The 25,252-nt window shown below is 66.1% G+C and carries 28 protein-coding genes and 2 tRNA genes; 19 read left to right on the forward strand and 11 right to left on the reverse strand.

Translation table 11 applies throughout. The features are described from left to right. The first annotated feature begins 20 nt into the window (after positions 1 to 20). The gene (locus tag C3L37_RS13310) at positions 21 to 239 is read left to right on the forward strand and encodes a hypothetical protein (RefSeq protein WP_129115094.1); all 219 of its coding nucleotides are present in this window, start codon (positions 21 to 23) and stop codon (positions 237 to 239) included. A gap of 304 nt (positions 240 to 543) precedes the next feature. On the opposite strand, the gene C3L37_RS13315 is transcribed toward C3L37_RS13310, so the two are convergent. Both C3L37_RS13315 and C3L37_RS13320 read right to left on the reverse strand, forming a co-directional pair. Then, positions 544 to 616, reverse strand: a tRNA-Arg gene (locus C3L37_RS13315). Positions 617 to 697: 81 nt separating this feature from the next. Beyond that, on the reverse strand, positions 698 to 1,024 hold the full coding sequence (locus C3L37_RS13320; RefSeq protein ID WP_129115095.1) for a Sec-independent protein translocase subunit TatA/TatB: 327 nt from the start codon (positions 1,022 to 1,024) through the stop codon (positions 698 to 700). A 195-nt stretch (positions 1,025 to 1,219) separates the two neighbouring features. On the opposite strand from C3L37_RS13320, the gene C3L37_RS13325 reads away from it, so the two are divergent. From C3L37_RS13325 to C3L37_RS13335, 3 genes are all read left to right on the forward strand, one after another. Continuing rightward, a complete protein-coding gene (locus tag C3L37_RS13325) occupies positions 1,220 to 1,696 on the forward strand; it encodes a redoxin domain-containing protein (RefSeq protein ID WP_129115096.1) in 477 nt (158 codons plus the stop codon). 73 nt (positions 1,697 to 1,769) lie between these two features. After that, positions 1,770 to 2,576: an HD domain-containing protein gene (locus C3L37_RS13330; RefSeq protein WP_129115097.1), complete on the forward strand. Its 807-nt coding sequence runs from the start codon at positions 1,770 to 1,772 to the stop codon at positions 2,574 to 2,576. Between the two features lie 3 nt (positions 2,577 to 2,579). Continuing rightward, the gene (locus tag C3L37_RS13335; protein WP_129115098.1) at positions 2,580 to 3,032 is read left to right on the forward strand and encodes a DUF488 family protein, N3 subclade; all 453 of its coding nucleotides are present in this window, start codon (positions 2,580 to 2,582) and stop codon (positions 3,030 to 3,032) included. A gap of 38 nt (positions 3,033 to 3,070) precedes the next feature. Here the strand turns inward: C3L37_RS13335 and C3L37_RS13340 are convergent, their stop codons facing one another. From C3L37_RS13340 to C3L37_RS13375, 8 genes are all read right to left on the reverse strand, one after another. Continuing rightward, entirely contained in the window at positions 3,071 to 5,125 is a 2,055-nt protein-coding gene (locus C3L37_RS13340; RefSeq protein WP_129115099.1) for a hypothetical protein, read from the reverse strand. Further along, complete coding sequence (locus tag C3L37_RS13345) at positions 5,122 to 5,682, reverse strand: hypothetical protein (RefSeq protein WP_129115100.1); 561 nt, start codon at positions 5,680 to 5,682, stop codon at positions 5,122 to 5,124. Before C3L37_RS13345 ends, C3L37_RS13340 begins: the two co-directional genes overlap by 4 nt. Positions 5,683 to 5,854: 172 nt before the next feature. Beyond that, positions 5,855 to 6,055 carry a hypothetical protein gene (locus C3L37_RS13350; RefSeq protein ID WP_129115101.1) on the reverse strand — a complete coding sequence of 67 codons (201 nt, stop codon included), beginning with the start codon at positions 6,053 to 6,055 and terminating at the stop codon, positions 5,855 to 5,857. An 857-nt stretch (positions 6,056 to 6,912) separates the two neighbouring features. Continuing rightward, positions 6,913 to 7,509, reverse strand: a complete 597-nt coding sequence (locus C3L37_RS13355; protein WP_129115102.1) for a restriction endonuclease — start codon at positions 7,507 to 7,509, stop codon at positions 6,913 to 6,915. Continuing rightward, the gene (locus C3L37_RS13360; RefSeq protein WP_129115103.1) at positions 7,509 to 7,865 is read right to left on the reverse strand and encodes a winged helix-turn-helix domain-containing protein; all 357 of its coding nucleotides are present in this window, start codon (positions 7,863 to 7,865) and stop codon (positions 7,509 to 7,511) included. The genes C3L37_RS13355 and C3L37_RS13360 overlap by 1 nt, the downstream gene beginning before the upstream one ends. A 472-nt stretch (positions 7,866 to 8,337) precedes the next feature. Continuing rightward, positions 8,338 to 8,408 (reverse strand) — tRNA-Gly (locus tag C3L37_RS13365). Between the two features lie 174 nt (positions 8,409 to 8,582). Continuing rightward, positions 8,583 to 9,602, reverse strand: coding sequence for an NAD(P)/FAD-dependent oxidoreductase (locus C3L37_RS13370; RefSeq protein ID WP_129115104.1), 1,020 nt, complete (start codon positions 9,600 to 9,602; stop codon positions 8,583 to 8,585). A 124-nt stretch (positions 9,603 to 9,726) separates the two neighbouring features. Next, positions 9,727 to 10,293, reverse strand: coding sequence for a response regulator (locus C3L37_RS13375; protein ID WP_129115105.1), 567 nt, complete (start codon positions 10,291 to 10,293; stop codon positions 9,727 to 9,729). Between the two features lie 271 nt (positions 10,294 to 10,564). On the opposite strand from C3L37_RS13375, the gene C3L37_RS13380 reads away from it, so the two are divergent. Next, positions 10,565 to 12,196 carry a methyl-accepting chemotaxis protein gene (locus tag C3L37_RS13380; protein ID WP_129115106.1) on the forward strand — a complete coding sequence of 544 codons (1,632 nt, stop codon included), beginning with the start codon at positions 10,565 to 10,567 and terminating at the stop codon, positions 12,194 to 12,196. Between the two features lie 163 nt (positions 12,197 to 12,359). Further along, on the forward strand, positions 12,360 to 13,085 hold the full coding sequence (locus tag C3L37_RS13385; RefSeq protein ID WP_129115107.1) for an RAD55 family ATPase: 726 nt from the start codon (positions 12,360 to 12,362) through the stop codon (positions 13,083 to 13,085). A 6-nt stretch (positions 13,086 to 13,091) separates the two neighbouring features. On the opposite strand, the gene C3L37_RS13390 is transcribed toward C3L37_RS13385, so the two are convergent. Next, complete coding sequence (locus C3L37_RS13390) at positions 13,092 to 13,427, reverse strand: helix-turn-helix domain-containing protein (RefSeq protein ID WP_129115108.1); 336 nt, start codon at positions 13,425 to 13,427, stop codon at positions 13,092 to 13,094. A 129-nt stretch (positions 13,428 to 13,556) separates the two neighbouring features. Between C3L37_RS13390 and C3L37_RS13395 the strand changes: the two genes are divergently transcribed. The 13 genes from C3L37_RS13395 to C3L37_RS13455 all read left to right on the forward strand — a co-directional run bounded on the left by C3L37_RS13395 (position 13,557) and on the right by C3L37_RS13455 (position 25,222). After that, a complete protein-coding gene (locus tag C3L37_RS13395; RefSeq protein WP_228546226.1) occupies positions 13,557 to 13,838 on the forward strand; it encodes a DUF7521 family protein in 282 nt (93 codons plus the stop codon). Positions 13,839 to 14,103: 265 nt separating this feature from the next. Continuing rightward, a complete protein-coding gene (locus C3L37_RS13400) occupies positions 14,104 to 14,721 on the forward strand; it encodes an archaellin/type IV pilin N-terminal domain-containing protein (RefSeq protein ID WP_129115109.1) in 618 nt (205 codons plus the stop codon). Positions 14,722 to 14,823: 102 nt separating this feature from the next. Next, a complete protein-coding gene (locus C3L37_RS13405) occupies positions 14,824 to 15,432 on the forward strand; it encodes a DUF7500 family protein (RefSeq protein ID WP_129115110.1) in 609 nt (202 codons plus the stop codon). 114 nt (positions 15,433 to 15,546) lie between these two features. After that, the gene (gene cheY / locus C3L37_RS13410; protein WP_129115111.1) at positions 15,547 to 15,909 is read left to right on the forward strand and encodes a chemotaxis protein CheY; all 363 of its coding nucleotides are present in this window, start codon (positions 15,547 to 15,549) and stop codon (positions 15,907 to 15,909) included. Positions 15,910 to 15,912: 3 nt separating this feature from the next. Further along, positions 15,913 to 17,133, forward strand: coding sequence for a chemotaxis protein CheC (locus C3L37_RS13415; protein WP_129115112.1), 1,221 nt, complete (start codon positions 15,913 to 15,915; stop codon positions 17,131 to 17,133). Between the two features lie 8 nt (positions 17,134 to 17,141). Then, positions 17,142 to 17,639 (forward strand): chemotaxis protein CheD, encoded by a 498-nt coding sequence (locus tag C3L37_RS13420; protein WP_129115113.1) that lies wholly within the window; start codon positions 17,142 to 17,144, stop codon positions 17,637 to 17,639. Positions 17,640 to 17,723: 84 nt separating this feature from the next. Beyond that, complete coding sequence (locus tag C3L37_RS13425) at positions 17,724 to 19,112, forward strand: FlaD/FlaE family flagellar protein (protein ID WP_129115114.1); 1,389 nt, start codon at positions 17,724 to 17,726, stop codon at positions 19,110 to 19,112. Then, on the forward strand, positions 19,102 to 19,533 hold the full coding sequence (locus C3L37_RS13430; RefSeq protein ID WP_129115115.1) for a hypothetical protein: 432 nt from the start codon (positions 19,102 to 19,104) through the stop codon (positions 19,531 to 19,533). The genes C3L37_RS13425 and C3L37_RS13430 overlap by 11 nt, the downstream gene beginning before the upstream one ends. Further along, positions 19,534 to 19,980 carry a flagellar protein G gene (locus C3L37_RS13435; RefSeq protein WP_129115116.1) on the forward strand — a complete coding sequence of 149 codons (447 nt, stop codon included), beginning with the start codon at positions 19,534 to 19,536 and terminating at the stop codon, positions 19,978 to 19,980. It begins immediately after the preceding gene. Continuing rightward, entirely contained in the window at positions 19,977 to 20,732 is a 756-nt protein-coding gene (locus tag C3L37_RS13440) for an ATPase domain-containing protein (protein ID WP_129115117.1), read from the forward strand. Before C3L37_RS13435 ends, C3L37_RS13440 begins: the two co-directional genes overlap by 4 nt. Positions 20,733 to 20,743: 11 nt before the next feature. Further along, positions 20,744 to 22,408, forward strand: coding sequence for a type II/IV secretion system ATPase subunit (locus C3L37_RS13445; RefSeq protein WP_129115118.1), 1,665 nt, complete (start codon positions 20,744 to 20,746; stop codon positions 22,406 to 22,408). Positions 22,409 to 22,412: 4 nt separating this feature from the next. Then, positions 22,413 to 24,158, forward strand: coding sequence for an archaellar assembly protein FlaJ (gene flaJ / locus C3L37_RS13450; protein ID WP_129115119.1), 1,746 nt, complete (start codon positions 22,413 to 22,415; stop codon positions 24,156 to 24,158). A gap of 194 nt (positions 24,159 to 24,352) precedes the next feature. After that, entirely contained in the window at positions 24,353 to 25,222 is an 870-nt protein-coding gene (locus C3L37_RS13455; protein WP_129115120.1) for a CheF family chemotaxis protein, read from the forward strand. Positions 25,223 to 25,252 lie beyond the last annotated feature (30 nt).

Raw genomic sequence — 25,252 nt, forward strand, 5'->3', positions numbered from 1 at the left:
CAGGACCACCGTCCGCTCGCATGAAACTGTTCAACGAGGAGTGGTTTTCCGACGAGCACGTCACCCGGTTTCTGCTGCTTACGCTCCTCGTCCTCGTCGTGATCACGGGCTTTTCGATCCTGCCGCTGGTTCTTTTCGCCATGGCCATCGCGCTGGCGATTCAGGTCCTTCGAGCGGCCGTCGCGGGGCTTCGGTACGGCTACGCGGAGGGGAAACTCGGAGCGAACTGGCGGAAATAAAACGGGTGCGGCGGGAGTGAGCGAACGCAAAGCGTTCGCGAACGTCGCCGCGGCCGTCGAGCAACGCGAGACGGCCGCGGCGGGATTCGAACCTCCGAGAGACGGTCGCCTCGCTCCGCTCGGCGCTGCGACTCTCGTGATTAGATCCCACCGTGCCGGTTCGCTCGCCTCCGGCTCGCTGCACGGGCGCGGCGGGATTCGAACCTCGGTCACACGGTCCCGCTCGCTTCGCTCGCGGGCTGCGTGTTCTCTGATTCGAATCCCTCGGTGCCGTTTTCACGGTTCGCTGACGCTCGCCGGAAAACGGGCGCGGCGGGATTCGAACCCGCGATCGAGAGGTTAGGAACCTCTCGCCCTATCCGCTAGGCCACGCGCCCCGGTCGAGGTACGAAAGCCCGGACAAAAAGCGTGCGCTTCTCGGTCGCGGAAGTCGGCCCGATCCCGTCGGACAGAACTGCTCAGTTGCCGCTTCTCTCGGTCGCTTCTTCCGTCGTCGTCTCGTCGGTCGTCGCCGTCTCGTCGGCCGTCGCGGCCGGCGTCGAATCGTCCTCGTCCTCGGTCGATCCTTCGCCCGTCACGGACCGTTCGCCGTCGTCCCGCATCTGCTGGAGTTCCTCTTCGACCTCTTCGCGACCCTTCTGGAACTCCCCCATCGCCTGCCCCGTCGAGCGCGCGAGTTTCGGTATCTTGTTCGCGCCGAACAGCAACACCAGCACGAGCAGGATGATGAGCAGCTCCGGACCGCCCGGGATCGGACCGAACAGTGGCATCACGGTGTCGAACATCTCTACTCCTGCGTAACCGGGTGTCGATTATAGGCTTTTTGCTCGAACCGGCCACTCACCAGCGCTGATACGTCGCGCGGGCGATGCCGGATCGTCCGTCGAACGCCGCGATCGAGCGCGACTTCCCGCGGACGTTCCGCCCGACCCGACGATCTCGACCGCAAGGGTGATCTACTCGGGGTCGAACGATCCGGTATGATCGCCGCCGGAGACGACGCCCCCGACTTCACCGCACCGCTCGCCGACGGCGACGTCGACTCGTTCACCCTCTCGGAGCGCCTCGACGAAGCGCCGATCGTGCTGGCGTTCTTCCCCGCGGCGTTCACCGGAACCTGCACGACCGAGATGTGCACCTTCCGCGATCGGATGGCGAGATTCGAAGCGCTCGACGCGTCGGTGTACAGGGTGAGCGTCGACCTCCCGTTCGCGCTCAACGAGTTCAGGGCGCAGCACGAACTAAACTTCGCGCTCGTGAGCGACAACGACCGGGAGATCATCGACCTGTACGACGTGTCGATGGACTTCGACTCGCTCGGCGTCAGCGACGTCGCGAAGCGGGCGGTCTTCGTCGTGGACGCCGACGGCGAGGTCGCATACCGGTGGGTCAGCGACGACCCCGGACGGGAACCCGACTACGAAGCGGTCGCGGAGGCGGCCGAGGCGGCTGCGTAATCGGATTTCGACGATTCGGTCGCGGCGGTCGGTCCGACGCACTTTTTTCTCGCGCCGTCGTGATATCCGAGGTATGGCCAGCGACACCGAGAGTAGTCCCCGGGAGTACGAACCGAACGCGGAGCACTCGTTCCCCGACGAGAAGCTGAACGAGATCCTCCCGGCCGTCCTCGAGGACCCGGAGATCACGGCGTACCTCAAGGCGCAGAACGTCAACGCGGTGACGCGGAAGGGGTTCAACGACCACGGGCCGAAACACATCGAGATCGTTCGGAACCGCGCGCTCCGGCTGTACGACCTGCTCAAGCGCGGCGGCGTCGAGTTCAACGGCGCGCTTCAACAGGGGCTGGAGGAGGCCGACGAACCCGTCATCGTCGCGCTCGCGGCGACGATCCACGACATCGGCCACGTCGTCCACCGCGACGACCACGCGTACTACTCCATCCCACTGGCCGCCGACCTGCTGGACCGCTTCCTCCCGCGCTTTTACGACACGGAGGGGGTCGTCCGGGTGAAAGCGGAGATCCTCCACGCGATCCTCTGTCACCACACCGAGGAGGACCCGCTCACGCGCGAGGCCGGCGTCATTCGCGTCGCGGACGCGCTCGACATGGAGCGCGGTCGGTCGCGCATCCCCTACGAGAAGGGCGGGCGCGGCATCAACACCCTCTCCAGCCAGGCGATCAGCAGCGTCTCGCTCAAGGAGGGAGACGGCGTGCCCGTCCTCGTCGAGATCGAGATGGTCAACGCCGCGGGCGTCTACCAGGTCGACAACCTGCTCAAGGCGAAGCTCGACGGATCCCGCCTGGAAGACCTCATCAGAATCGTCGCGGTCAACACGAAGGCGGAAGATCAACTCGTCGAGCGGATCGAGCTCTGAACCATGCGCTCGAACGACGACCTCCGCGACACGTACGCCGCCGCGATACAGCACGAGCTGGTCGACGTGTCGGACGCGGATCTCGTGCTCGGGGTGGTGAGACGGCCGACGCGGTGGTTCTCCGCCGTCGTCGACGAGAACGAGGCGGCGGTCGCGCCGCCGCCGGACCTGCTGGACGAGTTCGCGGAGCGCCGCGACGACCTGAAGATGCGGGGGATGTGCGACGAGGGCGCGCACAACGCCGCGTGGGATGAGACCGACTTCGAACGCCGGTACCGTTCGCACCTCGACGGGAGCCCCGAGGCGACGGCCGCGATCCGTCGAATTCGGAACGAACTCGACGACGGCGCGACGGTCGCCCTCGTCTGCTACGAGAACACCGCGAAGAAGCGGTGCCACCGGACGACCCTGCGCGAGATAGTCGCGGGCGACGGACCCGCGGACGGAACCGCGTAGCGCGGCGGTCGACCGGTTCCGAGCGGACGATCTCGACCTTACCACGCGACGGGACTGAGCGCTTCCGAGACGACCCGCGACAGCGGGAGCAGGAACCGATCCGTCGGGGCGAAAAACGTCAGCCCGGAGACGAGCAGGTACGTCGTCGTCGCGGCCGCGGTGATTCCGAGGACGAGCGCGCCCGTCCGGTCGAATCCGTCCGATCGTTCGGCCGCGAGCGCCCACGCGCCGAGGAGGCCCGCCATCGCGAGCGCCCAGAGCGCGTACAACTGGACCGCTTCGCCCTGCACCGCGTTCAGCGCGGCGAGCGCCCACGCGTAGCCGACGGTTCCGACCGCGACCGCGACGACGTACGACCGCGAGAGGAGCGCCCACTCCCCGTCGACGACGCGCCGGACGGGTCGAAGCCGCGCGACGAGGTAGAGGCCGAGGGGGTACACCGGGTGGAGGTACCTGACCGTCAGCATGTGATGCAGCGGCAGTCGAGGGAGGTAAAAGAGGACGAGCAGGGCGACGGTCGCGATCGCGAACGCGTCCGTCGGCCGTTCGGGGCGACGCGCAGCCCTTCCGGTCCAGCCGCGCTCCCTCCAGCCGCGAACGCATCCGTCGTCCGCTCCGGCGCGCGCGCGTCGCCACAGAACGGCCGGCGTCGCGGCCAGCGCGCCGAAAAGCGGCATCGACTCGACGACCGAGAGGTTCACAGGCGCGTCGTTGTCGGGGTCGAGACCGTCGACGTAGCCGCTTCGGACGAGCACCTGTCCGACGCGTCCGGGCTCGTCGAGCAGTATCCGCCACCCCTCGGAGAGCGGTCCGACGAGCTGTCCGACGGCGAGAGCGGCCGCGTCGACGACCGCCCCGAGCCGATCGAAGAACGCGGCGACGAAACCCGACAGAGCCGCGACACCGCCCCGCAAACCGACGCCGTTCTCGCCGCCCGAACGGTCGCTCGAACCGCTTTCGCCGCCGGATCCGCCCGAACCCTCACCGCCCGGACTTCCGCCGTGGTCGACCGGAGCGCTATCCGTCCCGCCCGACGCGTCGGGCGGCAGGAGTCCCCCCTCGTACCGCGGGAGCATGCGAGGCGGTTCGAACGGATTCCCGGCGATCAGCGCGTTGGTGACGAAAAACGGCACGAGGGAGAGCCAGAACGCACCCGCGACGACCGCCAGCTGCCGCGGTCGGTTCGCGCGCGCCGTGAGTAGATCGATCGGGAGGAGCACGACGAGGAGGACGAGCGCGTTCGCCGACAGCACCCACGCGGTTAGTCCGATCCAGACGTACGAGAGCGCCCTGAACGTCGTCCCCGTTCGCTCGCGTTCGGCCTCGCGACTCCGGTAGAAGCTGTAGAGTACGAGGACGGTGAGGAGCGCCATCAGGCTGTGTCGCTTCGGGAGGCTCGCCCAGAAACCGACCGGGGTCGCGAGGATCGAACCGCACCCGGCGGCGATCCCGACGCGCTCGCCGTGCAGCCGAAAGAGCAGTCGGTAGACGAACACGGCGGTGAGGGCCGCGGCCACCACGCCGACGATCTGGATCGCGACGAGCGGGAACCAGCGCGGCGACAGCGGTCGAGCGAGGGGGACGCTTGCGACGAACAGCGCGAGCGAGAGGACCGACCCGAGCGCCAGCGTCTCCCGTCCCCGTCCGATCCGGGTTCCGAGAATCGCGACGAGTCCCAGGACGCAGACGCACCAGCCGCCCGCGAGAACCAGGGCCGGTTCCGCGACCAGACTCACCGCCCGTAGCGTCCAGACGAACGGCACCGCCGCGGCGAGCAGTCCGTAACTGCGCGCGTACACGTTCCCGTTCGCGGTCACCGTGCCGGGCGTCGCGCCCGAAGACGGTCCGTGCGCGATTCGCTCGATCGCGACGTGCCCCTCTGAGAGCGCCCCGAGGCCGTTCACGAGCGCGTAGTTGTCGTTCGAGAAGAAGCCGATCCGCCAGTAGAGACCGACGAGCGTCACCGACGCGAGGAAGATCGCGAGCCCCGTCCGATCGCCGAAGATCCCCCGGAGCGGGAACTCGCCGAGATCTTCGGCGTCGAGGGAGGGCTCGAACGGAATTCGATCGGCGAAGGGGACGCGGGGGATCATCTGACGAGTCCCTCGGGACGGCGGTGCTTCGGTTCGTCGACCGTCTCGACGATTGGTCGATTCGATCTCCTCGCCTCGATCACGATCGTCCGCTCGTAGACGAGCGTGTACTCGTCGTCCCGTTCGTGCAGCCAGATCGCCAGCGTCCCCTCGTACCGGTCCTCCGTCACCCGGCTCGGGTTGATCTCCGCCGGCCGGAAGTTCATCCGCAACTCCCGACCGTCCGCGTCCCGCGCCTCGTAGGTTCTGACGTCCGAGAACCAGAGCCCCGGAACGTCGATCGCGTATCGAATCGTCGGGTTTCCGCGGACGCCGTCCACGGCGACGACCGCGTCGGGCGCTGCGAGGTGGTACGTCTCCGCGCCGAACCGCCCGCGTTCGAGCGCGACGTCGGTCTCGGGAACGGAACGCACGTCGACGGCGGCGGTGCCGCTCCCCGGCGGCGCGTCCGACTCCGCCGCGAGACCGACCGACCCGAAAAGCGGCCCCGCCGCGATGGAGACGATCGCGACGAACGCCACGGTGAAGGTCGCGAGCGCCCACCCGTAATCCAACATGCATCAGGTATTCGACATCGGAAACATATACTTTCGGACTGGTAGCGGGGGAGAATCATCGGCGCCGATAGAACCCCGGAGAGTCGCCGATGTAGCGGATCGGCGCGCGAGGGGAGGGCGGCTAAACTCGGATCGTAGGCACTATTCTTCGCTCTCCGGGCGCGCGTCGGCGCTACTCGAACTTCTTCCCGCTGTACTCGATGTAGAGTCGGGTTCCGTCGGCGGACATGTCCTCGATCGTCAGCGAATCGGGGAGAAAGCCCATGTCGTACGCGACGTCCGCGAATAGCTCGTCCATCTCGATGCAGGTCCGCTCGCAGACGCGGCCGGTCTCGGTTTCGAGCAGCGCGTCGGCGCTCGCGTCGTCCGTCATTCGGCGCTCACCCCCTTCGTCGGAGCGTTCGCGCCGAACGTCTCACGATTCGCGCCCGGCGCGCCCGGTCGGACGTGGGAAGCGCCGGCGGGCGTTACGGGACTCGCTGCCGTTCCCGAGGAACGTGTCTGAACCATTCGGGTAGGGATAGACGAGGGGCCATACGAAACTTTCCATTTCCGTACGAAATACCTCATTGTACCATATGATCTCTATCTTCGGGAGTGTAATTTGATCGTTCAGCTAATTTCAGGTCCGAGAGAAGTACACGTAAAATGATACGACCGTCGTCCGGAGCCTCGTGTGGGGTGCCCCCGCCGCATCGGCGCGGAGCGTTCGGGTCACGGCGGAGCGCGACGCGCCGTATCCCCGCTGTCGGTCACGAGGGCGAACGTTTCGTCTTCGTCGGGCGTACGACGATTCCCGCGGCTCGTGTCTTCGTTCGCGGGTCGACGCACGGCGCGTCGACGGTAAATCGCGACACCGCGACGATGCGGCCGGAAGCCGCGACGCGTTCCGGCACCGCGTCGGGGTCGGACGATCCGGGGCGATCCGAGACGTCCGCGATCGAACGACGCTCAGCCTTCGGTGGCCGTCGGCGACCGAGTCCGCGATACGTTTATTTATTCGGGATACAAACGTACATTTGCCCACCGTACTGCGAAGTGCCAATGTACTCGGACGATTTCTACGGCCGAAAGCGTCCAAACCCATCCATCCCGGTGGAAATCTCGACGGTGGGCGAGATTCTCCGCCATCCATCTTGTAGCAAAGCACTCCGAGATTCTGTGAGCACCTACGCTGTGTATCTCATGACGAGAATATTTGTGTTAATTGATGGAAATAAGTATGAGATATTACAATAAATTCGTCAGTAGTTCGAAAATCGCATAAATCAGTAGTCCAGCTATCAACAATAATTGTATTACGGAGATGATAGCCTCTCCTGTCCCCATCTCTTTGCTGTCGGTGTCTACTGAACTGGTCTCTTGTGACGTTGATGACGAAGATGGGGCGGAGGATTCGGTGACAGCACTAGCGTATTTCTCGACTAAATCTGTCGCCTTCGTCCGCTCAACCACCGCAGAAAGTGACTCACCGTCTAACAGTTTCACGTTGAGGTCACCTGCCAACTCCTCTGCTTGAGTGGTGAACCCACTCGTAGTCACGACGACGACGGTGTCTACACCGTTTTCTTGATGCCGGAGACTACTGTACTGTTGGATCTCACTCGAACCGACGTTGTTACCCTCGCCGTAACGCTTCGCTTGAATAACCTGCTTCTCTCTAAACGGATTAGACCTCGTGGCGATCACGTCGATTCCCCTGTCGACGGAACGTTGGGATACTTCAGTTTCCCATCCGCGACGACTCCACAACTCAGCAATGAATAATTCGAATTCGTACGGGTCTAAGGTCCGTAATCGCTCATGATGTGCACTGGTAGCGGCCATCAGTCGCGAAGTTTACGAATTAGAATCTTCGTTTTCTTCGTCAGGACTTTCAAGCCCTCTACACCATCGCGGATGGCTTTGTCGATGTCAGCGTTAAAGTCCTCACCGGCGTACCAATCGGGATCTCCGTCGAGCGTCCAATCGTCGTGGAGGTCTGCGTAGGGATCGAATCCGAGTTCTATATTCAATTGTTCGATGTCCGCCTCCATTGCGTCAAGGCTATCAAATCGATTGAGAACTTGACTTACGTAGGAGGACGAACATCCAACACGGCTGGCGATCTGTGATTGTGATAACCTCGGGTTGTTGTATGCCGCAAGAAGGATCCTGCGTTGAAGCTCGGTCTTTTTAGCCATGAATGGTCCTTATCCGATCATATCATTTCCATATTATAAATATTCCGACCGATTCGGCACACGATTCCGATACCGATGTTTGAAACGAAGGGTGAAATAACGCTATGCCAGAAAGAATTACGACACTTCCTGGGCAGGCACGTCTACCTCTGACGACGTGCGGTGACTGAACTTCGCTCGCTGACGCTTACTCGTTCCGTGCTTCGAATCCCGCGGAACCACTTTCCTCACGCGGTGTACGAGCGACACGTAAAGCGGTCGCTCCGAGCGGAGCGTTCGGAAAATGTGCCGGCCGGGACCGAGCAGACCGAAGGTCTGCGAGGGTCGGGCGGCGCGCGACCGGAGGGAGTGCGCCGGCCGGGATTCGAACCGGAGCAAGACGGTCGCGCTCACTTCGTTCGCGCGCTGCGACTTGCAGGGCTACGAATCGCCGGTGTGACGCATTCGCTCGTCACGTCCGTTCCTCGCAGAATGCGCCGGCCGGGATTCGAACCCGGGCCATGAGCTTGGAAGGCTCAGGTCCTGCCACTAGACCACCGGCGCTCACTTCGTTCGCGCCGAGGATCGAAATTCGACGAATTTCTCACCACCGGCGCCCTCTTCGTTCGCCCCGAGGTTCGACGTTCACCGAACGTCTCACACGCGCCGACCGTGCGACGCGACGGGGGCTTCATCCCTCCTTTCACGACACGCCAATAAGGGTGTTACTCTTTCGGGCTAGTCGTCGCCGACGCCGAACGCCCGCGCGGCCTCCCGAAGCTTCGTCGAGACCCCCGGCACGTCCTCTGTCCCGATCGGCCCCTCGGCTTCGATCTCCGAGAGCGACTTCGGGAACTCCCGGAGTTCCGTGTGAATCGCGATTCCGGCGTCGGCCCCCTCTCCCATCGCGACCGGGATCTGGTTGTGCCCGGGGGTGAGGTCGCCGACGGCGAACACCCCGTCGACGGTCGTCCGCCCGTCGTCGTCGACGACGACCGTGCCGTCGTCGTTGCGTTCGCAACCCAGCCCCTCGGCGAGATCCGCGTTGTAGTTCGAGCCGTACATCGGGAACCCGCCGCGGTACTCGCGGACGGTCCCGTCCTCGAACTCGAAGCTTTCGAGCCAGCCGTCCTCGCCGCGGTTCGTGCCGGTGATCTCCGCGTCGATCACGTCGATCGGGTGCGCGCGCAAGAGCGCGTCGGTCTCCTCGCTCCACTCGGGGTCGCGGCCGCGGAGGAAGAGGTCCACCTCGTCCGTGAAATTGAGCATGATCATCGCGACGTAGGCGGCGCTGTCGCCGTGTCCCATCACGTACACCGGCTCGTCGATGAACATGTAGGCGTCGCAGTGCAGACAGTAGTGCAACCCCCGGCCGGTTCGGGGGAGCGGCGGGTCCGGCCGCGCGTCCGAGAAACCCATCGCGAGGACGACCCGATCGGCCAGGTACGCTCCCCCGCCGTCGGTTCGGAGCCGGAAGCGGTCGCCGTCAAGCCGCTCGATCCCGGTGACGTAGTCGGAGACGACGTCCGCCCCGTACGACGACACCTGCTCGCGCGCCGTCCGCAGGAATTCGTTCCCGGAGACGTCTTCGGTGACGCCGATGACGTTGTGCGTGTCGAGCATCATCGCCGCCCGCCCGCCGCCGCGGTCGATCAGCGCCGTGTCGTGACCGAGTCGAGTCGTGTACAGCGCGGCGGTCAACCCCGCCGGACCGCCCCCGACGACCGCCACCTCGTATTCGAGGACTTCCTCCGTCATAGCTGTCCGTCACTTGCGGCTCCCCCGGTATAAGTGCACAGCAGACGTGCGCCGAAGCCGCACCCGGGCCGTCGCGACCGCGGACCGCCGCGTCCCGACGTTCCAGCGCGTCCTCCGCCGCCGGCTACCGACCGCTCCCGAGGTCCCGAAACACGGCGCGGTAGTCCGTCGAACTGAATCGCCGCGAGAGGTCGTCGATCTCGTCGTGGAGGCGGTCGATCCGCTCGGTCAACTCCGCGTCGGCCTCGCTCGCGTCGAGCGCGGTGTCGCCCCGCGTCGATTCGAGGTACGCTCGTCTCAGAACCGGCGCGGCCGATTCGCGTAGCTTGGCGTCGAACGCCTCCCGATCGAGGAGCGCCTCGACGACTTCGCGGAGCTCCTTTCGGCCGGCTCCCGCGGACACCCAGCCGTCGAACCCCACCTCGATCGCGTCGAAGCCGAGGGGGACGGCGGTGACGACGGCGACGCGGCAGGCCAACCGCCGCCGTCGGATCTCCGCGAGCACTTCGATCCCCGACCCGTCGGGTAGCCGCCGATCGAGCAGCGCGACGTCGACGTCGTCGTCGACTCGTTCGAGCGCCCCCGCGACGGTTCGAGCGGTTCGAACGGCGTACCCGTCCAGAAACCTGCCGTGTCGCTCCGCGACCTCCCGCCGCTCCTCGACGAGTAAGACTGTCGTGTCCCCCTTCATATCTCCCTCCCGACGGCCCGGCGACCGCGGTTCGGCGGAGTAACGGAGCCGCCGTCCCGATCGCCGATCCCTCCGCCGCGCCTACCGATGTATGTCAGATACTGGATATTAAACGTTGTCCAACGTATCGCCTTCGATCGCGGTCGTCCTCCGTTCGATCGAGCGGCCGCGCCCACGGGAAAACCGCTCCCATCGGCCGCCGGTATAATCAACATTGATATTTTGGTCGACAGGTACTTCATTCCGATTCGAGTGGTGCGACGAAAGGACCATGACGCTATCAGGTGGCATCCTACGGGCGCTCGCGAGCGTTCTCGGCGTGACAGTCGTCGCCGACGAGACGGCCCGGACCGGCGATCTCACCGACGAATCGGACGAAACGCGGAGCGCGACGGGGGACGGCGGGCCGGCTGCGCCGACGACTGAGTCGGAGCGCGGCGAGCCGCCGAGCGAACGCGAACCGGCGTCCGTTGGGATCGAACTGTTCACAAACGAGCTCCTCGCCGACGCGATCCCGCTCGCGGTGTTCGCGCTGGATCCCGACGGGCGGGTGATCTGCTGGAACCGCGCGGCCGAAACGCTCACCGGAACGCCCCGCGAAGACGTCCTGGGCACGGATCAGGTGAGCGTGGCGTTCTATCAGGACGGTCGGCGAGCGAAGACGCTCGCAGACAAGGTCGCGGAGTCGCCGGAGCGGGCCGACGCCGTCTTCGGGGTCGACCGGTCGACGGACGTCTCCTACACGAGGTACGAGGACGCGAGCCGGATGTTGAACGCGGCGGGGGAGGAGATCGACATCTGGTTCACCGCGACGCCCGTGTACGACGGCGACGAGTTCCTCGGCGTCGTCGAGATGGTTCAGGACCGGAGCGATCTCGTCCGACGGCGGAAGGCGGCGGAGGGGCTCGTCGCCGAGGCGAACCGGACGCTGGCCGCCATCCGCGACGGGGATCTCTCCGCGCGCGCGTCGTTCGAAGACGAGGCGGGCGTGCTCGAACCCGAGCTGCTCGACGTGGTCGATCGGATAAACGAGACGGCGGCGAACCTCGAATCGATCGTCGAGGGGGTCCAGCGGCGCACGGAGGAGCTGGTGTCGCAGATCGAGGACACGGCCGAGCGGGCGACGGAGATCGGCGCGACGGCGGCCGATCAGCGGTCCGACGTCGGCCGGGTCGTCGACGAGATGGGTACGCTCAGCGCCAACATGGAGGAGGTCGCCGCCAGCGCGCAGGAGGTGTCCTCGGCCGCCCGGCAGGCGACGGCGGCCGCGGAGACCGGTCGAGAGTCGGGAACGCGGGCGGGCGAGGCCACGGCGGAGATGACCGAGGCCGGCGAGCGCCTCGTCGAGCGGATCACCGCGCTCGAATCCCACGTCGAGGAGATCGTCGACGTCGTCGACGTCATCGCGGACGTCGCCGACCAGACGAACCTGCTGGCGCTGAACGCGAACATCGAGGCCGCCCGCGTCGGCGAGTCCGGTGCCGGCTTCGAGGTCGTCGCCGACGAGGTGAAGACGCTCGCGGAGGAGACGCGCGCGCACACGGAGGAGATCAGCGATCAGATCGCGGCGGTGCAAGCGAAGACCGAAGAAACCGTCTCGGCGGTCGACTCGTCGAACGACCGGATCCACGAGGCGAGCGAGCAGATCGAGACGGCGCTCTCCGCGCTCTCCGAGATCGCGGAGGCCGTCGACGGCGTCGCGCACGGCATCGAGGAGGTCGCGAGCGCGAACGACGAGCAGGCGGCCACCGTCGAGGAGGTCACGTCGCTGGCGGAGACCGTCGAGACGAGCGCAGAGCGGGTGCAGGAGATGGTCGACGGCGTGACGGAAACCACGCACGAACAGGAGCGGACGGTGACCGAACTCGCGACCCGGGTCGGCGAACTCGACGGGTCGACGTGAGCGGCGTCGGCATCGACGCCCGGGATCGAATCGAAGCCGGCCATCGATCCGACCGCCGGCGATCGGACCGAGGCCGACGACCGGACGCGACGTGTCGACAGCGCGAACGAAGGGATTTTATCCTCACTTCCGACAGTGGTGTCTGTGGCGGGCTGAAACACGCATGCAGAACCTGATCAAAACCGGCGTCGAGGGGCTCGATTCGATACTGAACGGGGGGATAGCCGCGAACTCCGCCGTGCTCGTGAGCGGGAACCCGGGGACCGGAAAGAGCATCTTCGGCATCCAGTTCCTCTACGAGGGGGTGCGTCGGTACGGCGAGAAGGGCATCTACGTCTCCTTCGAGGAGAGCGGATCGGACATCGGGGAGGCGGCGGCGTCGGTCGGCTTCGACGAGTGGGACGCTCTCTCGGAGCGCGGCGACATCAGGGTGTACGACAAGCGGGAGATGCTCCGCGGCGGCGACTTCACCGATGCCATCGACGGGCTGCTCGACGATCTGAGTGACGAATCCTACGGGCGGATCGTCATCGATTCGCTGACGATGTTTCAGCTGTTCTTCGACGACGAGCGCGAAAAGCGGACGTACCTCCTGAAGTTCGTCGACATCCTGAAGGAAAACGGACTGACGTCGCTTCTCATAAACGAACAGGGCGCGGTGTTTCCCGAGACGGAGATCGGCCTGGAAAACTTCCTCACGGACGGCAACGTCTACTTCATCCAGACGCCCACGGATTCCGGCGTCAACCGGTACATCTGGGTCGCGAAGATGCGAAAGCAGGACATCGACACCGACATCTTCCCGATGGAGATCGGCGAGGGAGGCATCACCGTCCACGAGCGCGCGGGTGGATTCTCGATGATGGGGCGGAACGGCCCCGTGCTCTGAGCGCGATCAACCGTCGGCGATCGTCCGCCACACCTCGTCGAGTTTGTTCTTCACCTCGGACCGCTCCTCCAGTTCCACCGCGAGTCCGTGCTCGAACGTGACGTGAACCGCGTCGACGTTCCGACGGTACACCTTGATGCGTCGGTGCTCGTCGGAGAGCGGCTGGTCGTGCAGTTCGAGGAGGTCCGTCTCGGTGAGTTCGTTTATCCGCCGATAGCAGGTCGCGATCGGAACCCCCAGCCTGTCGCTGAGTTCCTGTGCCGACAGCGGCTCGGACGCCGCGCTCAGTATCTCGGCGTTGTACTTGTTTCCGAGCACTTCGATGATCTCGTCCGACGCCATTCGTTATCAGAACTGATTCCCGCAGATATTAATTCTATCGGATAAATCAGTTTTCTGACTTCTCGATATCAGCGGTGATATTTTGACGCGTAGGTTTAACCGACTGCCGGGGCCACGCCCACCGGTGGGATGTACGTGATCGAAGGACTCTACCTCGCGTCGAGCGCCGCGCTGGTCGCCGTCGGTCTCCTCATGGTCGCGCTCGCGACGCGGGCGTACCTGCAGACTGAACGGCGGGCGATGATCCACCTGGCGCTCGGATTCGTGCTCGTCGTGGCCGCCGCCGCTTCGACGACGATCAGCGCGTTTTTGACCGACTTCGAGAACGTTCGGTCGCTGCTGGTCGTAAACAGCGGTTTCACGACGATCGGGTACGCGTTCGTCGTCTACAGCCTCGTCTCGTACGAGTGACCCCGGACGTTCGTCTCCCTTCGACGGTCGCGCTCGATCCGGTGATCGCCGATTATCGCGCGTGATACTCCCGGTTCGCTCCTTCGGGAGCCGGATCGAAACGTCCGATCGAAATTTGGCGGATAGGGGCGTCGAAACGCCGAAAATCACCATTATTACGTTTGATATTTTGGAGAGTAATTTTAATACCCGATTTCGAAACTGGACTGACAGAGTCTGACGGCGATGACGCCCCAGCCGAGTCGCAGACGGAACCGACGAAATCATGTTCACATCCGAAAACAAATCGGAGGACCGGGGTCAGGTCGGGATCGGGACGCTCATCGTGTTCATCGCGATGGTTCTCGTCGCAGCGATCGCGGCGGGCGTGTTGATCAACACCGCCGGCTTCCTCCAGACGAAATCAGAACAGACGGGCCAACAGAGCAGCGCGAAGGTCACGGATCGGCTCGAACCGGTGGCCAAGACCGGGAACGTGGACGACACCACGGATCCCGAGACGGTGAACGAAGTCGATCTTGTGCTCCAGAAGTCGCCGGGCGCTGAGGACATCGACCTCGGATCGACCACGCTCGAATTCCTCGGGCCGGACGGGGTCGAGCGCATCGACCTGAACGAGAGCGGCGACGACTCGGACAAGTTCGACTTCGAAGTCCTCAAAGACGACGACGGGTCGATCGACGAGTCCAACGGCGACTACATTCTCAACAGCCGCGAGGATCGCGTCGTCCTGACGCTCAATCTAACCGACTTCGACGAGGACCGCGCGCTCGAATCGGCCGACGAGGCGACGCTGCGTCTCAACACCGAGAGCGGATCGACGACGATCATCCGCGTCAACGTCCCGCAGTCGCTCTCCGGGAAGAGCTCCGTCGAACTCTAAGCGATCGATCGGATTTTTTCACGTCGGAACCCGCCGATCGGAGAGCGGAGGCACCCTCAACGTTCTTATACGTCGACCCGTCATACTGAGTGAACCCGTCGTATGCCCCCCGACCCCACCGACGACGAGCGGGAGGGACCTGTCCTCTCGCCGGACGACCTCGACATCGACGAGAGCGACCGCATCGTCGAACTCGACGAGGGCCGCTATCTCATCCCGACGGGAGACGGCGACCCGGCTGAATCCGATGGCGGATCCGGTTCCCGGGACGCCGACGCCGAATCCGACGACGCGCCGCCCGACGCGGGGCGGGGAGAGACCGACCCCGGATTCGAGTTCGGCGCGGTGTCCGACGCCGACGAGACGGGCGACGTCGACGCCGCGGCCGTCGGCCGGTGGCTCGCGGGGTCGCTGTCGCACGACGGCTTCGCCTACGGGTTCGACGCGACGCTCAAGGTCGACGGGTCGATCAGCCGCCACCGGCTGGTTTCGAACGACGTCGCCGCCACCTTCGAGACGTTGCTGCTGTGGTACGCGCGACAGGTCGGGGACGACACCCCGCCGGAGAAAGTACTCGGCATTCTGCTCGCGGAGTCCGACCTGCCGATCGCGCTCCCGCCGCGCGCACTTCACGCCGTGCTCCGGCACTACGGACTCGATCGCGACGACCCGATCGCGGACCTCCTCGCGGCGGTCGGAGACGACGGGTGAACGCCTTTTGCGACGCCGTCGACGCGGCCGGCGTCGCTCGATTTTAGAATCAAACCTGATAATTTCACGCAAGCGTTTATGTCCCCGTTTCCGGTAGGTCAGGCGAACGAAGCCATGGCAACCAGCGTGCTCATCGCGGACGACTCGGAGTTCATGCGGAACCTCCTCCGGGAGATCCTCGAATCCGACTACGAGATCGCCGGCGAGGCGGAAAACGGCGTCGAGGCGGTCCAGCTGTACGAGGAGACGGACCCCGACCTCGTGATGATGGATATCGTGATGCCGATCAGAAGCGGCATCGAGGCGACGACCGAGATCACGTCGTCGAACCCCGACGCGAGGGTGATCATGTGCACGAGCGTCGGCCAGGAGGAGAAGATGAAGGCGGCGATCGAGGCGGGCGCGCGGGGGTACATCACGAAACCGTTCCAGAAGCCGAACGTGCTCGAAGCGATCGACGACGTGGTGCCCGCATAGCGCATGAACGTCGACATCCGGTCGCTCGGGCTTTTCAGCCGACTCGCTCGCGAGGGATCACGACAGGCGGCCCGGTCGCTCTCGCGGTTGACCGGCACCGACGTCTTCGTCGAGGTGACCGACGTCGCGCTCGCGGCCCGCGAGGACCTCGAAGACGCGTTCGGCGACCGCGAGTTCGTCGGCGTCCGGGTCGGCTTCGAGGGGCGATTCGAGGGCGACGCGGTCCTCCTCTTCGAGCGCGAGTGCGTCGCGGCGCTGCTCGACCTCCTGCTCCCCGACGCCGAGCGGGAGGGGATGGACGACCTCGCCCGCAGCGGGGTGGAGGAGGTCGGCAACATCGTGACGAGCGGGTTCGTCGACGGCTGGGCGGACTACCTGGAAACGGCGATCGACGTCGAACCGCCGACCTACGTCGAATCCGACGGGCGGGAACTCCTTCCGCTGGAGCCCCTCGACGCGGGCGGCCGCGAGGAGGCGTTCCTCTTCGAGAACCAGCTCGAAACCGCGGACGGCGACGTGAGCTTCTCCGTCTACCTGCTGCCGGCGTACGGCGCTTTCGCGTCGCTGATGGCCGATCACGGGAACGACGACGAGGCGATCCCCGTGGACAAGCTGTCGGTGTTCAACCGGATGACGAAGCGGGGGGCCGAACGCGCGGCGGAGAACCTCTCGACGATGACCGGCGTCGAGACCGCGGTCGACGTCAGCCGCGTCACCTTCGTCCCGATCGAGGAGGCGCCGCGGCGCGTCGGCGACGAGCCGACCGTCGGCGTCGTCATCGGATTCGACGGGCTGCCGAGCGGCTACCTGCTCTTTCTTCTCGACGAGGACTCGGCCTCGCGCGTCGTCGACGCGCTGGTCCCGGGCGCGTCGGCCGACGACGGGCTGGGAGAGATGGGCGAGAGCGCGATCAAGGAGGTCGGTAACGTGATGACGAGCGGCTTCATCGACGGCTGGGCGAACGTGCTGGGGACGACGATCGATCACACGCCCCCGGAGTTCGTCCACGACATGGGATCGACGGTCATGAGCCCCGTCGTCGGTCAGCTGGGGCGAACGCAGGATTTCGTCTTCGTCGTCGACTCGACCATCAGGGCGGCGGGGCGGGAGTTCGCGTGCGACATCTACGCGCTGCCGAACGAGCGCGAACTCCGGCGCGCGCTCTCCGTGCTCTCGGCCGACCGACTCGACCGGACGCCCGCGGACGCGGACCAGCTCTTTTGAGACCGCCCGTGGTCGGCAGCGCACGCGATCCGGACGACCCTCGCCGAATCAGGGTGGGCGTCTCGGAGTACGCCGTCGCGGAGGGCGACGCGCTCCTCACGACGAGCGGGCTCGGCTCCTGTCTCGGAGTCGCCCTCCACGACGCCGACGCCGAAGTCGCGGGCCTGTTGCACGCGATGCTCCCGACCGCCGGAGCGAGCGACAGTTTGCCCGCGAAGTACGTCGACGCCGGCATCGCGCGGACGCTCGGCGCGATGGAAGAACGCGGCGCCCACCCGCGGCGAATCGCGGCCAAGCTCGCGGGCGGTAGCGAGATGTTGGACCTCTCGGTCGCGGAGAGCGTCGGCGCCCGAAACGTCGAGACGGCGCGGGAAGTCCTCGGCGACGCCGGCGTTCCGATCCGCGCCGCGGACGTCGGCGGCGGCCACGGGCGATCGATCCAGTTCGACGCGACCACCGGCGCGCTCGTCATCAAGACGGCCCACCGCGGCGAACGGACGGTGTGAGCGCTGGGACGCCCCCTCTCGAACTATCACGTTTGATATTTTGAGGGATGCGTTGAAGTCGATCGCGTCGGACGGTCACTACCAATGGACCTCATCGTTCCTCCGCTGTTCGTTTTGACGGGCGGAGGATTGACGGAGCTGTCGGGTTCTCTCCTCCGCTGGGGGGCGGCCGCGTCTGCGGTCGGCGGTCCGGGCTCCGCCGCCGCGCTCGTACTCTCCGTCGGTCTCGTCGGGAGCGCCATCCTCGATCGGTTTCTCGACAGGGACGGAGAGGCGGACGGTGGCAGCGACGATCCGCTCGGCGGCGATCCGCTCGGCGGCGAGGTCGCCCTCGACGACGGCGGTTCGCTGGACGGACTCGACGGGATGGACGACTGGGACGACTCCATGTTCGGCGACGAGGAGTCGGAAGGATCCGTGGCGGAACTCGAACGCCGGATCGAGGAACTCGAAGACGAACTGGGGAGCCTCTCTTCGACGGTCGGGACCGTCAGGAGCGAGAACGCCGAAATAAGCGAGACGGTCGACGACGTCGGCGAGAACGTCCGCAAGCTCCTCGACATCTACGAGATGGTCACCCGCGGGATCAACCCGTTCGTCGACGAGCCGGCCGCCGGTGGGGTCGACGCGCCGGGCGGCGGCGCTCTCGGGCTGTTCGACGACGAGGGGACCGACGGGGACGACGGGCTCGACGAGGAGATCGCCGACGCCGACGCGGAGGGCTTTTTCGACGAGGAGCTGCTCGAACCGGACGAGGAGGGCGTCGACGCCGACGAGGACGGGACGGTCAGCATCGCGGACGACGCGTTCGGCGATCCGGCGATCGCGGACGACGGCGTGGAGACGGAAGTCGACGACGGCGGGGGAAAGTCGTTCGACGAACTGAAGGCCGAGTACGACGCGGGCGAGGCCGACTGGACGGACGACGGCTCCGCCACCGATCCGGACGCGATCGGTTCGCCCGCCCTCGGCGAGGAGACCGCCGACGAGGAGGGATTCCTCGCCGACGGAGCCGCCGGACGCGAGATCGACGGACGCGAGATCGACGGACGCGAGATCGAAGGATCCGAAACGGACGAAGACGAGTTCGAGTTCGTCGATCCGCGGGCGCTCGACGCCCGCTCGAAGCCGTACCTCGGCTCGCTGCCCGACGGGTTCGTCGCGGACTTTCTCGTCCTGGAGTGGGTCGACTACCTCGTCGAGCGGTCGGACGCGACCGACGCGGTTCGCGCGGTCCGCTACTACGAGGCGATCGGCTGGATCGACGATTCGGTCGCGGCGCGCCTCCGCGCGCTTTTGGAGGGGCTCGGCGACGTCGACAGGAACGAGATCGACCGCGAGGGGACGGAGCGGCTGACGCTCACGCACCACGCGCGGAGCCTGCGGTACGTCACGCAACTCGCCGACGCGACCGTCGAATCCGCCGTGCTCGATCGGTGGACGGAACCGCCGGAGGGTGACGATGGGATTTAGCGTCAGCGGCTCGGCCGCGATCGTCTTCGCGGGCATGTTCATCTCGCTCGGAATACTGTACCCGGCGGTTTCGAACGGGTTCGAGCGGGTCGACGACGCAAGAGCCGACGCTAGCGACCGGGAACTCGGCCTCAAGAACACCGACTTCGAGATCACGGACGCCGAGTACGACTCGGATAACGGGACGCTCACGGTGGTCGCCGAGAACACCGGCGCGACCGAACTCGCGGTGAACGACACCGACGTGCTGATCGACGGCGAGTATCGGACGGCGTTCGACGCTCGAACGGTCGACGGAGACGCGGAGACGGATCTGTGGCTTCCGGACGAGTCGCTGCGCGCGGAGATCTCGACCGGGGAGGAACCGGACCGCGTCACGGTCGTGTCGGCGCACGGCGTGAGCAGGTCGGAGGCGATCTGAGTGGCGAGCGTCTCCGTCTCCCATTTGATCCTCTTCATCGCGAGCCTCCTCGTCGCCGCGAGCGTCGCGGGGACCGTCACGAGCGGCGTCGACCGGCTGAACGGCGCGCTGAGCGACGAGAGTCACGACGTGAGCACGCAGCTGCGGACGGACGTCGAGATCGTGAGCGATGCCGGAAGTCCAGTGTACGACCGCGAAGGCGACGAGAACGTCACGCTGCTCGTGAAGAACACCGGGTCGCGGACGCTCCCGACGGACGGCACCGGCCTCGACGTGCTGATCGACGGCGAGTACCAGACGGACGTCTGGGTCGAACCGATCGGCGACGACTGGGGCCCGGACGACGTCGCTCGCGTCCACGTGGACGCCGGCGCGCTCGCAGACGGCGACCACCGGGCGAAGCTGATCGTGACCGAAGACGAGGAGGTGTTCCGCTTCCGGGTATGAGCGCCACGAACCTCCTCTCGCTCGGACTGGAAGACCACGACCGGCTGAACACGGAACTCGGCGGCGGCATCCCCCGCGGGAGCATCGTACTCGTCGAGGGCGACTACGGCGCCGGAAAGAGCGCCATGTCGCAGCGGTTCGCCTACGGGTTCACTCGGGGCGGGACGACGGTCACGTACCTCTCGACGGAACTCACCGTCCGCGGCTTCATCGACCAGATGCACTCGCTGTCGTACGACGTGGTCGACCCGATCCTCGACGAACGGCTGCTCTTTTTGCACGCCGACCTCGACGCCGGGAGCACGTTCCGGGGAGCCGAAGAGGAGACGGAGCGGAAGGAACTGCTCAGGCGGTTGATGGAAGCCGAGGCCATGTGGCGGCCCGACGTGATCGTCATCGACACCTTCGACGCGATCCTCCGCAACGACCCGACGTTCGAGGCGCTCGTTCGGCAGAACGAGGAGCGACAGGCGGCGCTGGAGATCATCTCCTTCTTCCGCGACGTCGTCTCGCGGGGGAAGGTGATCGTCCTCACGGTCGACCCGTCGGCGGTGGACGACGAGGCGATCGGCCCGTTTCGGGCCATCGCCGACGTGTTCCTCCAGCTCGAAATGATCGAGGTGGGGAGCGACGTCCGCCGACAGATCTCCGTCAAACGGTTCGCCGGCATGGGCGGACAGGTCGGCGACGTCGTCGGTTACTCCGTCCGCTCGGGCATCGGAATCGTCGTCGAGAGCAGAAGCGTCGCCTGATCCACCACCGAATGACCGACCACGGAACCGCGAAGCCGTCCGCCGAACTCCGCCGCGTCGCCGCGAAGCTGCCGCACCTGCTCGACCACCTGCGGAAGTTCAAGCAGATCACCGGGGAGTTTCCGCTGCTCGTCGAGGAGGCGTCGGACGAGTACGAGTCCCGGCGGCCGAACGTCATCTACCCGGTGGGCGGCCCGATCTTCTGTCACGTCTACGGCGACCTCGGGCGGGCGACGAAGTACTACGCCATCGAGCCGACGCTCTCGCCCGCCCAGACCGCCGTCCTCGAAAAGATCAAGGGGAAGCTCCTCTCGAAGAGCGGACACAGGCGCGCGCCGACCGAGGAATCGGAGTACGACGACCTCATCGAGGAGCTGCTGGAGGAGACGACCCGCATCAGGGACGGCGTCCGCGGGACGTTCGATCGGCTCTCGCGGCTGTGGAACGTCGGCACGATCGAGGTGACGAGGGAGACGTACGAGAGCGTCCGCTACCGGCTGAACCGCGACATCATCGGTTTCGGGCCGCTGGAACCGGTGATGCGTGATCCGGCGAACGAGGACATCCACGTCATCGGCCCCCACGAGTGTCACGTCGACCACGAGGTGTACGGGATGCTCGAAACGACGGTCGACTTCGGGACGCCCCAGCAGTTCGACAGTTGGCTGCGGAACATGGGCGAGCGTATCGGCGATCCCGTGAGTGACTCGCAACCCATCGTCGACTCGACCCTGCCGGACGGGTCGCGCATCAACATCATCTACTCCGACGACGTGAGCGTCAAGGGATCGAGCCTCACCATCCGACAGGGCGTCGAGACGCCGCTTTCTGTCAACCAGATCACGAACTGGGGCACGCTCAGCCCCGAACTGGCGGCGTACCTGTGGCTCTGCCTGGAGAACGAGCAGACGGTGTTCGTCGTCGGCGAGACCGCGTCCGGGAAGACGACGACGCTCAACTCCATCCTCTCGTACGTCCCCCGGGACTCGAAGATCTACACCGCGGAGGACACCGCCGAGGTGTTGCCGCCGCACGACACGTGGCAGCAGCTTCTGACGCGCGAGGGACGGGGCGGGGGTACCACCGACGTGGACATGTTCGACCTCGTCGCCGCCGCGCTCCGGTCGCGCCCCGACTACATCATCGTCGGGGAGGTCCGCGGCGCGGAGGGACGGATGGCGTTCCAGGCGGCCCAGACCGGCCACCCCGTGATGCTCACCTTCCACGCGAGCGACATCGTCTCGATGATCCAGCGGTTCACCGGCGATCCGATCAACGTCCCGGAGACGTTCATGGACAACGCGGACGTGGCGCTGTTTCAAAACCGGGTCAAGCGGGGAGAAGACGTGCTCCGGCGGGTCACGAGCGTCCAGGAGATCGAGGGGTACTCGAAGGAGATGGACGGCGTCGTCACCCGCGAGGTGTTCAACTGGGACCCCGTCGACGACGAGATCGTCTTCCAGGGGATGAACAACTCCTACGTCCTCGAAGAGCAGATCGCGACCCTGCTGGGCTACGCGGACACCCGGGAGATCTACGACGACCTGCGCTTTCGCGCCGACCTCACGGAGCGGATGATCCAGGAGGGGCTCGTTGGCTACCACGACGTGAACGAGACGATCGACGCGTTCCAGCGGGACGGCGTCGAGGGGCTGCCGTTCGACGTGCACCGGTGAACGCATGGCCGCAGCGCAATCTCTCGGCGGGGCCGTCTCGACGTCGATTCGCTTTCTCGGGTCGCTCGCGGAGTCGTACGACCGGATCCACGTCTCGAAGCAACGGTACGTCCTCTCCATCCTGGTTCCGTCCGCGCTGTTTTTCGCCCTGACGATCGGCGTCGCGTGGACGGCACCGCTCCCGCTTTCGGTTCGGGTGCCGGTGCCGCTGCTCGGCGCGCTGACGCTCGCGAGCGCCGTGTTGTACCCGAAGCTCTATCTGAGCCAGCGCCGGGCGGCCATCGAGCGGCAGTTGCACCTCGCGATGACGCACATGACGGTGCTCTCGACGACGAACATCGACCGGATGGAGGTGTTCCGGACGCTCGGGGCCGAGGAGGAGTACGGCGCGCTCGCCGAGGAGATCGCCCACGTCGTCCACCTCGTCGACACGTGGAACCAGAGCCTCGACGACGCCTGTCGGCGGCGGGCGAAGGAGGTCCCCAGTCCAGCGCTGTCGGACTTCTTCGATCGCCTCGGGTACACGCTCGGTGCCGGGCAGGCGCTGTCGGATTTCCTCCTCTCCGAACAGCACGTGATGCTCGAACGCTACGTCACCGCCTACGAGGGGGCGCTCGACAACCTCGAAGTCATGAAGGACCTCTACATGTCGATGATCCTCTCGATGACGTTCGCGCTCGTGTTCGCCATCGTCCTGCCGATCCTCACCGGAAACGACCCGACGACGACGGTCGCGGCGGTCATCGTCATGTTCGTCTTCGTCCAGCTCGGCTTCTACCTCGTCGTCCGGGCGCTCGCGCCGTACGATCCGGTCTGGTACCACCCCGAGGACGGGACCGCGCCGACCGACCGGCGGGTCCGCGCGACTCTCTGGGCGAGCGCGCTGCTCGCGGGCGGCCTGATCTGTCTCGCCGCCGGCGGCCTGCTCGGGCTGTCGCCGTACGGGCTCGACGACCTGCTGTTCTTCGTCGATCCGGTCCCGCTGCCGCTGTACCTCGCGGTGCCGGTCACGCCGCTCGCGGTCTCGGGCGTCCTGGTCCGCGCGGAGGAGCGGATGATCGGCGCGCGCGACGAGGAGTTTCCGAGCTTCGTCCGCGCGCTCGGCGCGACGGAGAGCGCGAAACAGAGCACGACGACCGCGGTGCTGCGGACGCTCCGCGAGAAGGACTTCGGACCGCTCACGCCGGACATCGACCGGCTGTACCGGCGGCTGAACGTCCGGATCGAGCCCGTCGACTCGTGGCGGCTGTTCGCCGTCGACTCGCGGTCGTACCTGATCCAGAAGTTCAGCGAGATGTACGTGATCGGCCGGGGGATGGGCGGCGACCCGAAGCAGCTCGGCGAGCTCATCAGCGCGAACATGAACACGGTGAATCAGCTCCGCGAGAAGCGCCGGCAGGCGACGGTCACGCTCGTCGGCCTCCTGTACGGGATCACCGCCGCGTCGACGTTCGCCTTCTTCATCGGGCTGCAGGTCGTCTCCATCCTCGCGGACATCTCCGAGGAGCTGACCGTCGACCAGTTCGACTTCGGCCAGCTCATCTACGCGGGCGTCTACGACATCCCGCTCATCGAGTACCTCCTCCTCCTCGTCATCCTCTTTAACGCCCTCCTCTCGTCGATCATGATCCGGACGATCGACGGCGGCAACAAGGCGAACGCCTACCTCCACTTCGTCCTGCTGACGTGGCTCGGTTGCCTCACCGCCGTCGGGACGAAGGAACTCGTCTCGGCGATCCTGACCATCTAGCGGCGTCGACGGACGCCGCGCCCGCGCCCTCGGCTCGACTCGACTCGGTTCGGTTCAGTTCAACTCGACCCGGCCCAATTCGGTCCGGTTCGCCCGGTTCGGCCCGAGCGGGCTCGGACCCCGATTATCGCGCCTGATACCTTACGCAAGCGTCATGTCGGTTCCGCGAGTCCGCCTCGGTAACGGGGATCCCGATGAGCGAATCGATCGTCGCCGACTTCGTCGGTCGCTTTCACGCGGACGCCCTCGACCGCGAGAGACCGGTACGCGGTCGCATCCTGTTGAGCCGGAAGCGGCTGGTTCTCGCCGCTCGGAGGACGAAGACGACGATCCCGCTCTCGGCCGTGTTCGACGTCTCCGTCGGCTTCGTCCCGCCAGACCTCACGGACTTCTTCAACGACACGGTGACGATCGCGTACGAGCGGCGCGGGGAGAAGCGCGCGGCGGTCGTCGAGGGTGACGGGGGGAACGTCGACCGGTTCGCGACCGTCCTGTTCAAGGCGCTCCTGAACGGCGCGTCGGCGACGGTCGTCCACCCGGCGCGGGTCGGGGGACGGGTGACCGACGCGTCGGCCGAATCCGCCCGGCTTTCGCTCCGCGACCGGGCCGTCGCGTTCGCCGGCTGTTCGACCCCCTTCGCCGTCGATCTCGGGGCAGTCTCGAAGGTCGAACCACGGGTGCGGAACGTCGAGGGGGCGCGGCGGCGGATGCTCGAACTCACCCACCTCGACGGCGGCGCGGCGCTCACGTCGATCGTCGGCTTCGACGCGCACCGGAGGACGAACCTCTTCGGCCGGTACGTCCGAATCGAGTACGGCAGACTCGTCGAGGAGGTCGAAGCGCTGTCGCACACGGAGGCGGAGCTGGAGGTGCTCGTGGCGCTGTACTCGACCGGCGGCGACGCGCGCCTCGGAACCGTTCTCGACGCCGACCCCTCCCGGATCACGATGGTGCTGAACTCGCTGCGCGACGCCGGGCTCGTCGTCGACGCCGACGGGAAGACGACGCTGACGCCGAGGGGGCGGATCGCGGTGGGCGCGCACCTCGAACGCGTCAACGCCTGACGGTCGCCGTCGGTCACCGACGGAGGGCGG

Source organism: Halegenticoccus tardaugens, assembly GCF_004116405.1.
GTDB classification, from domain to species: domain Archaea; phylum Halobacteriota; class Halobacteria; order Halobacteriales; family Haloferacaceae; genus Halegenticoccus; species Halegenticoccus tardaugens.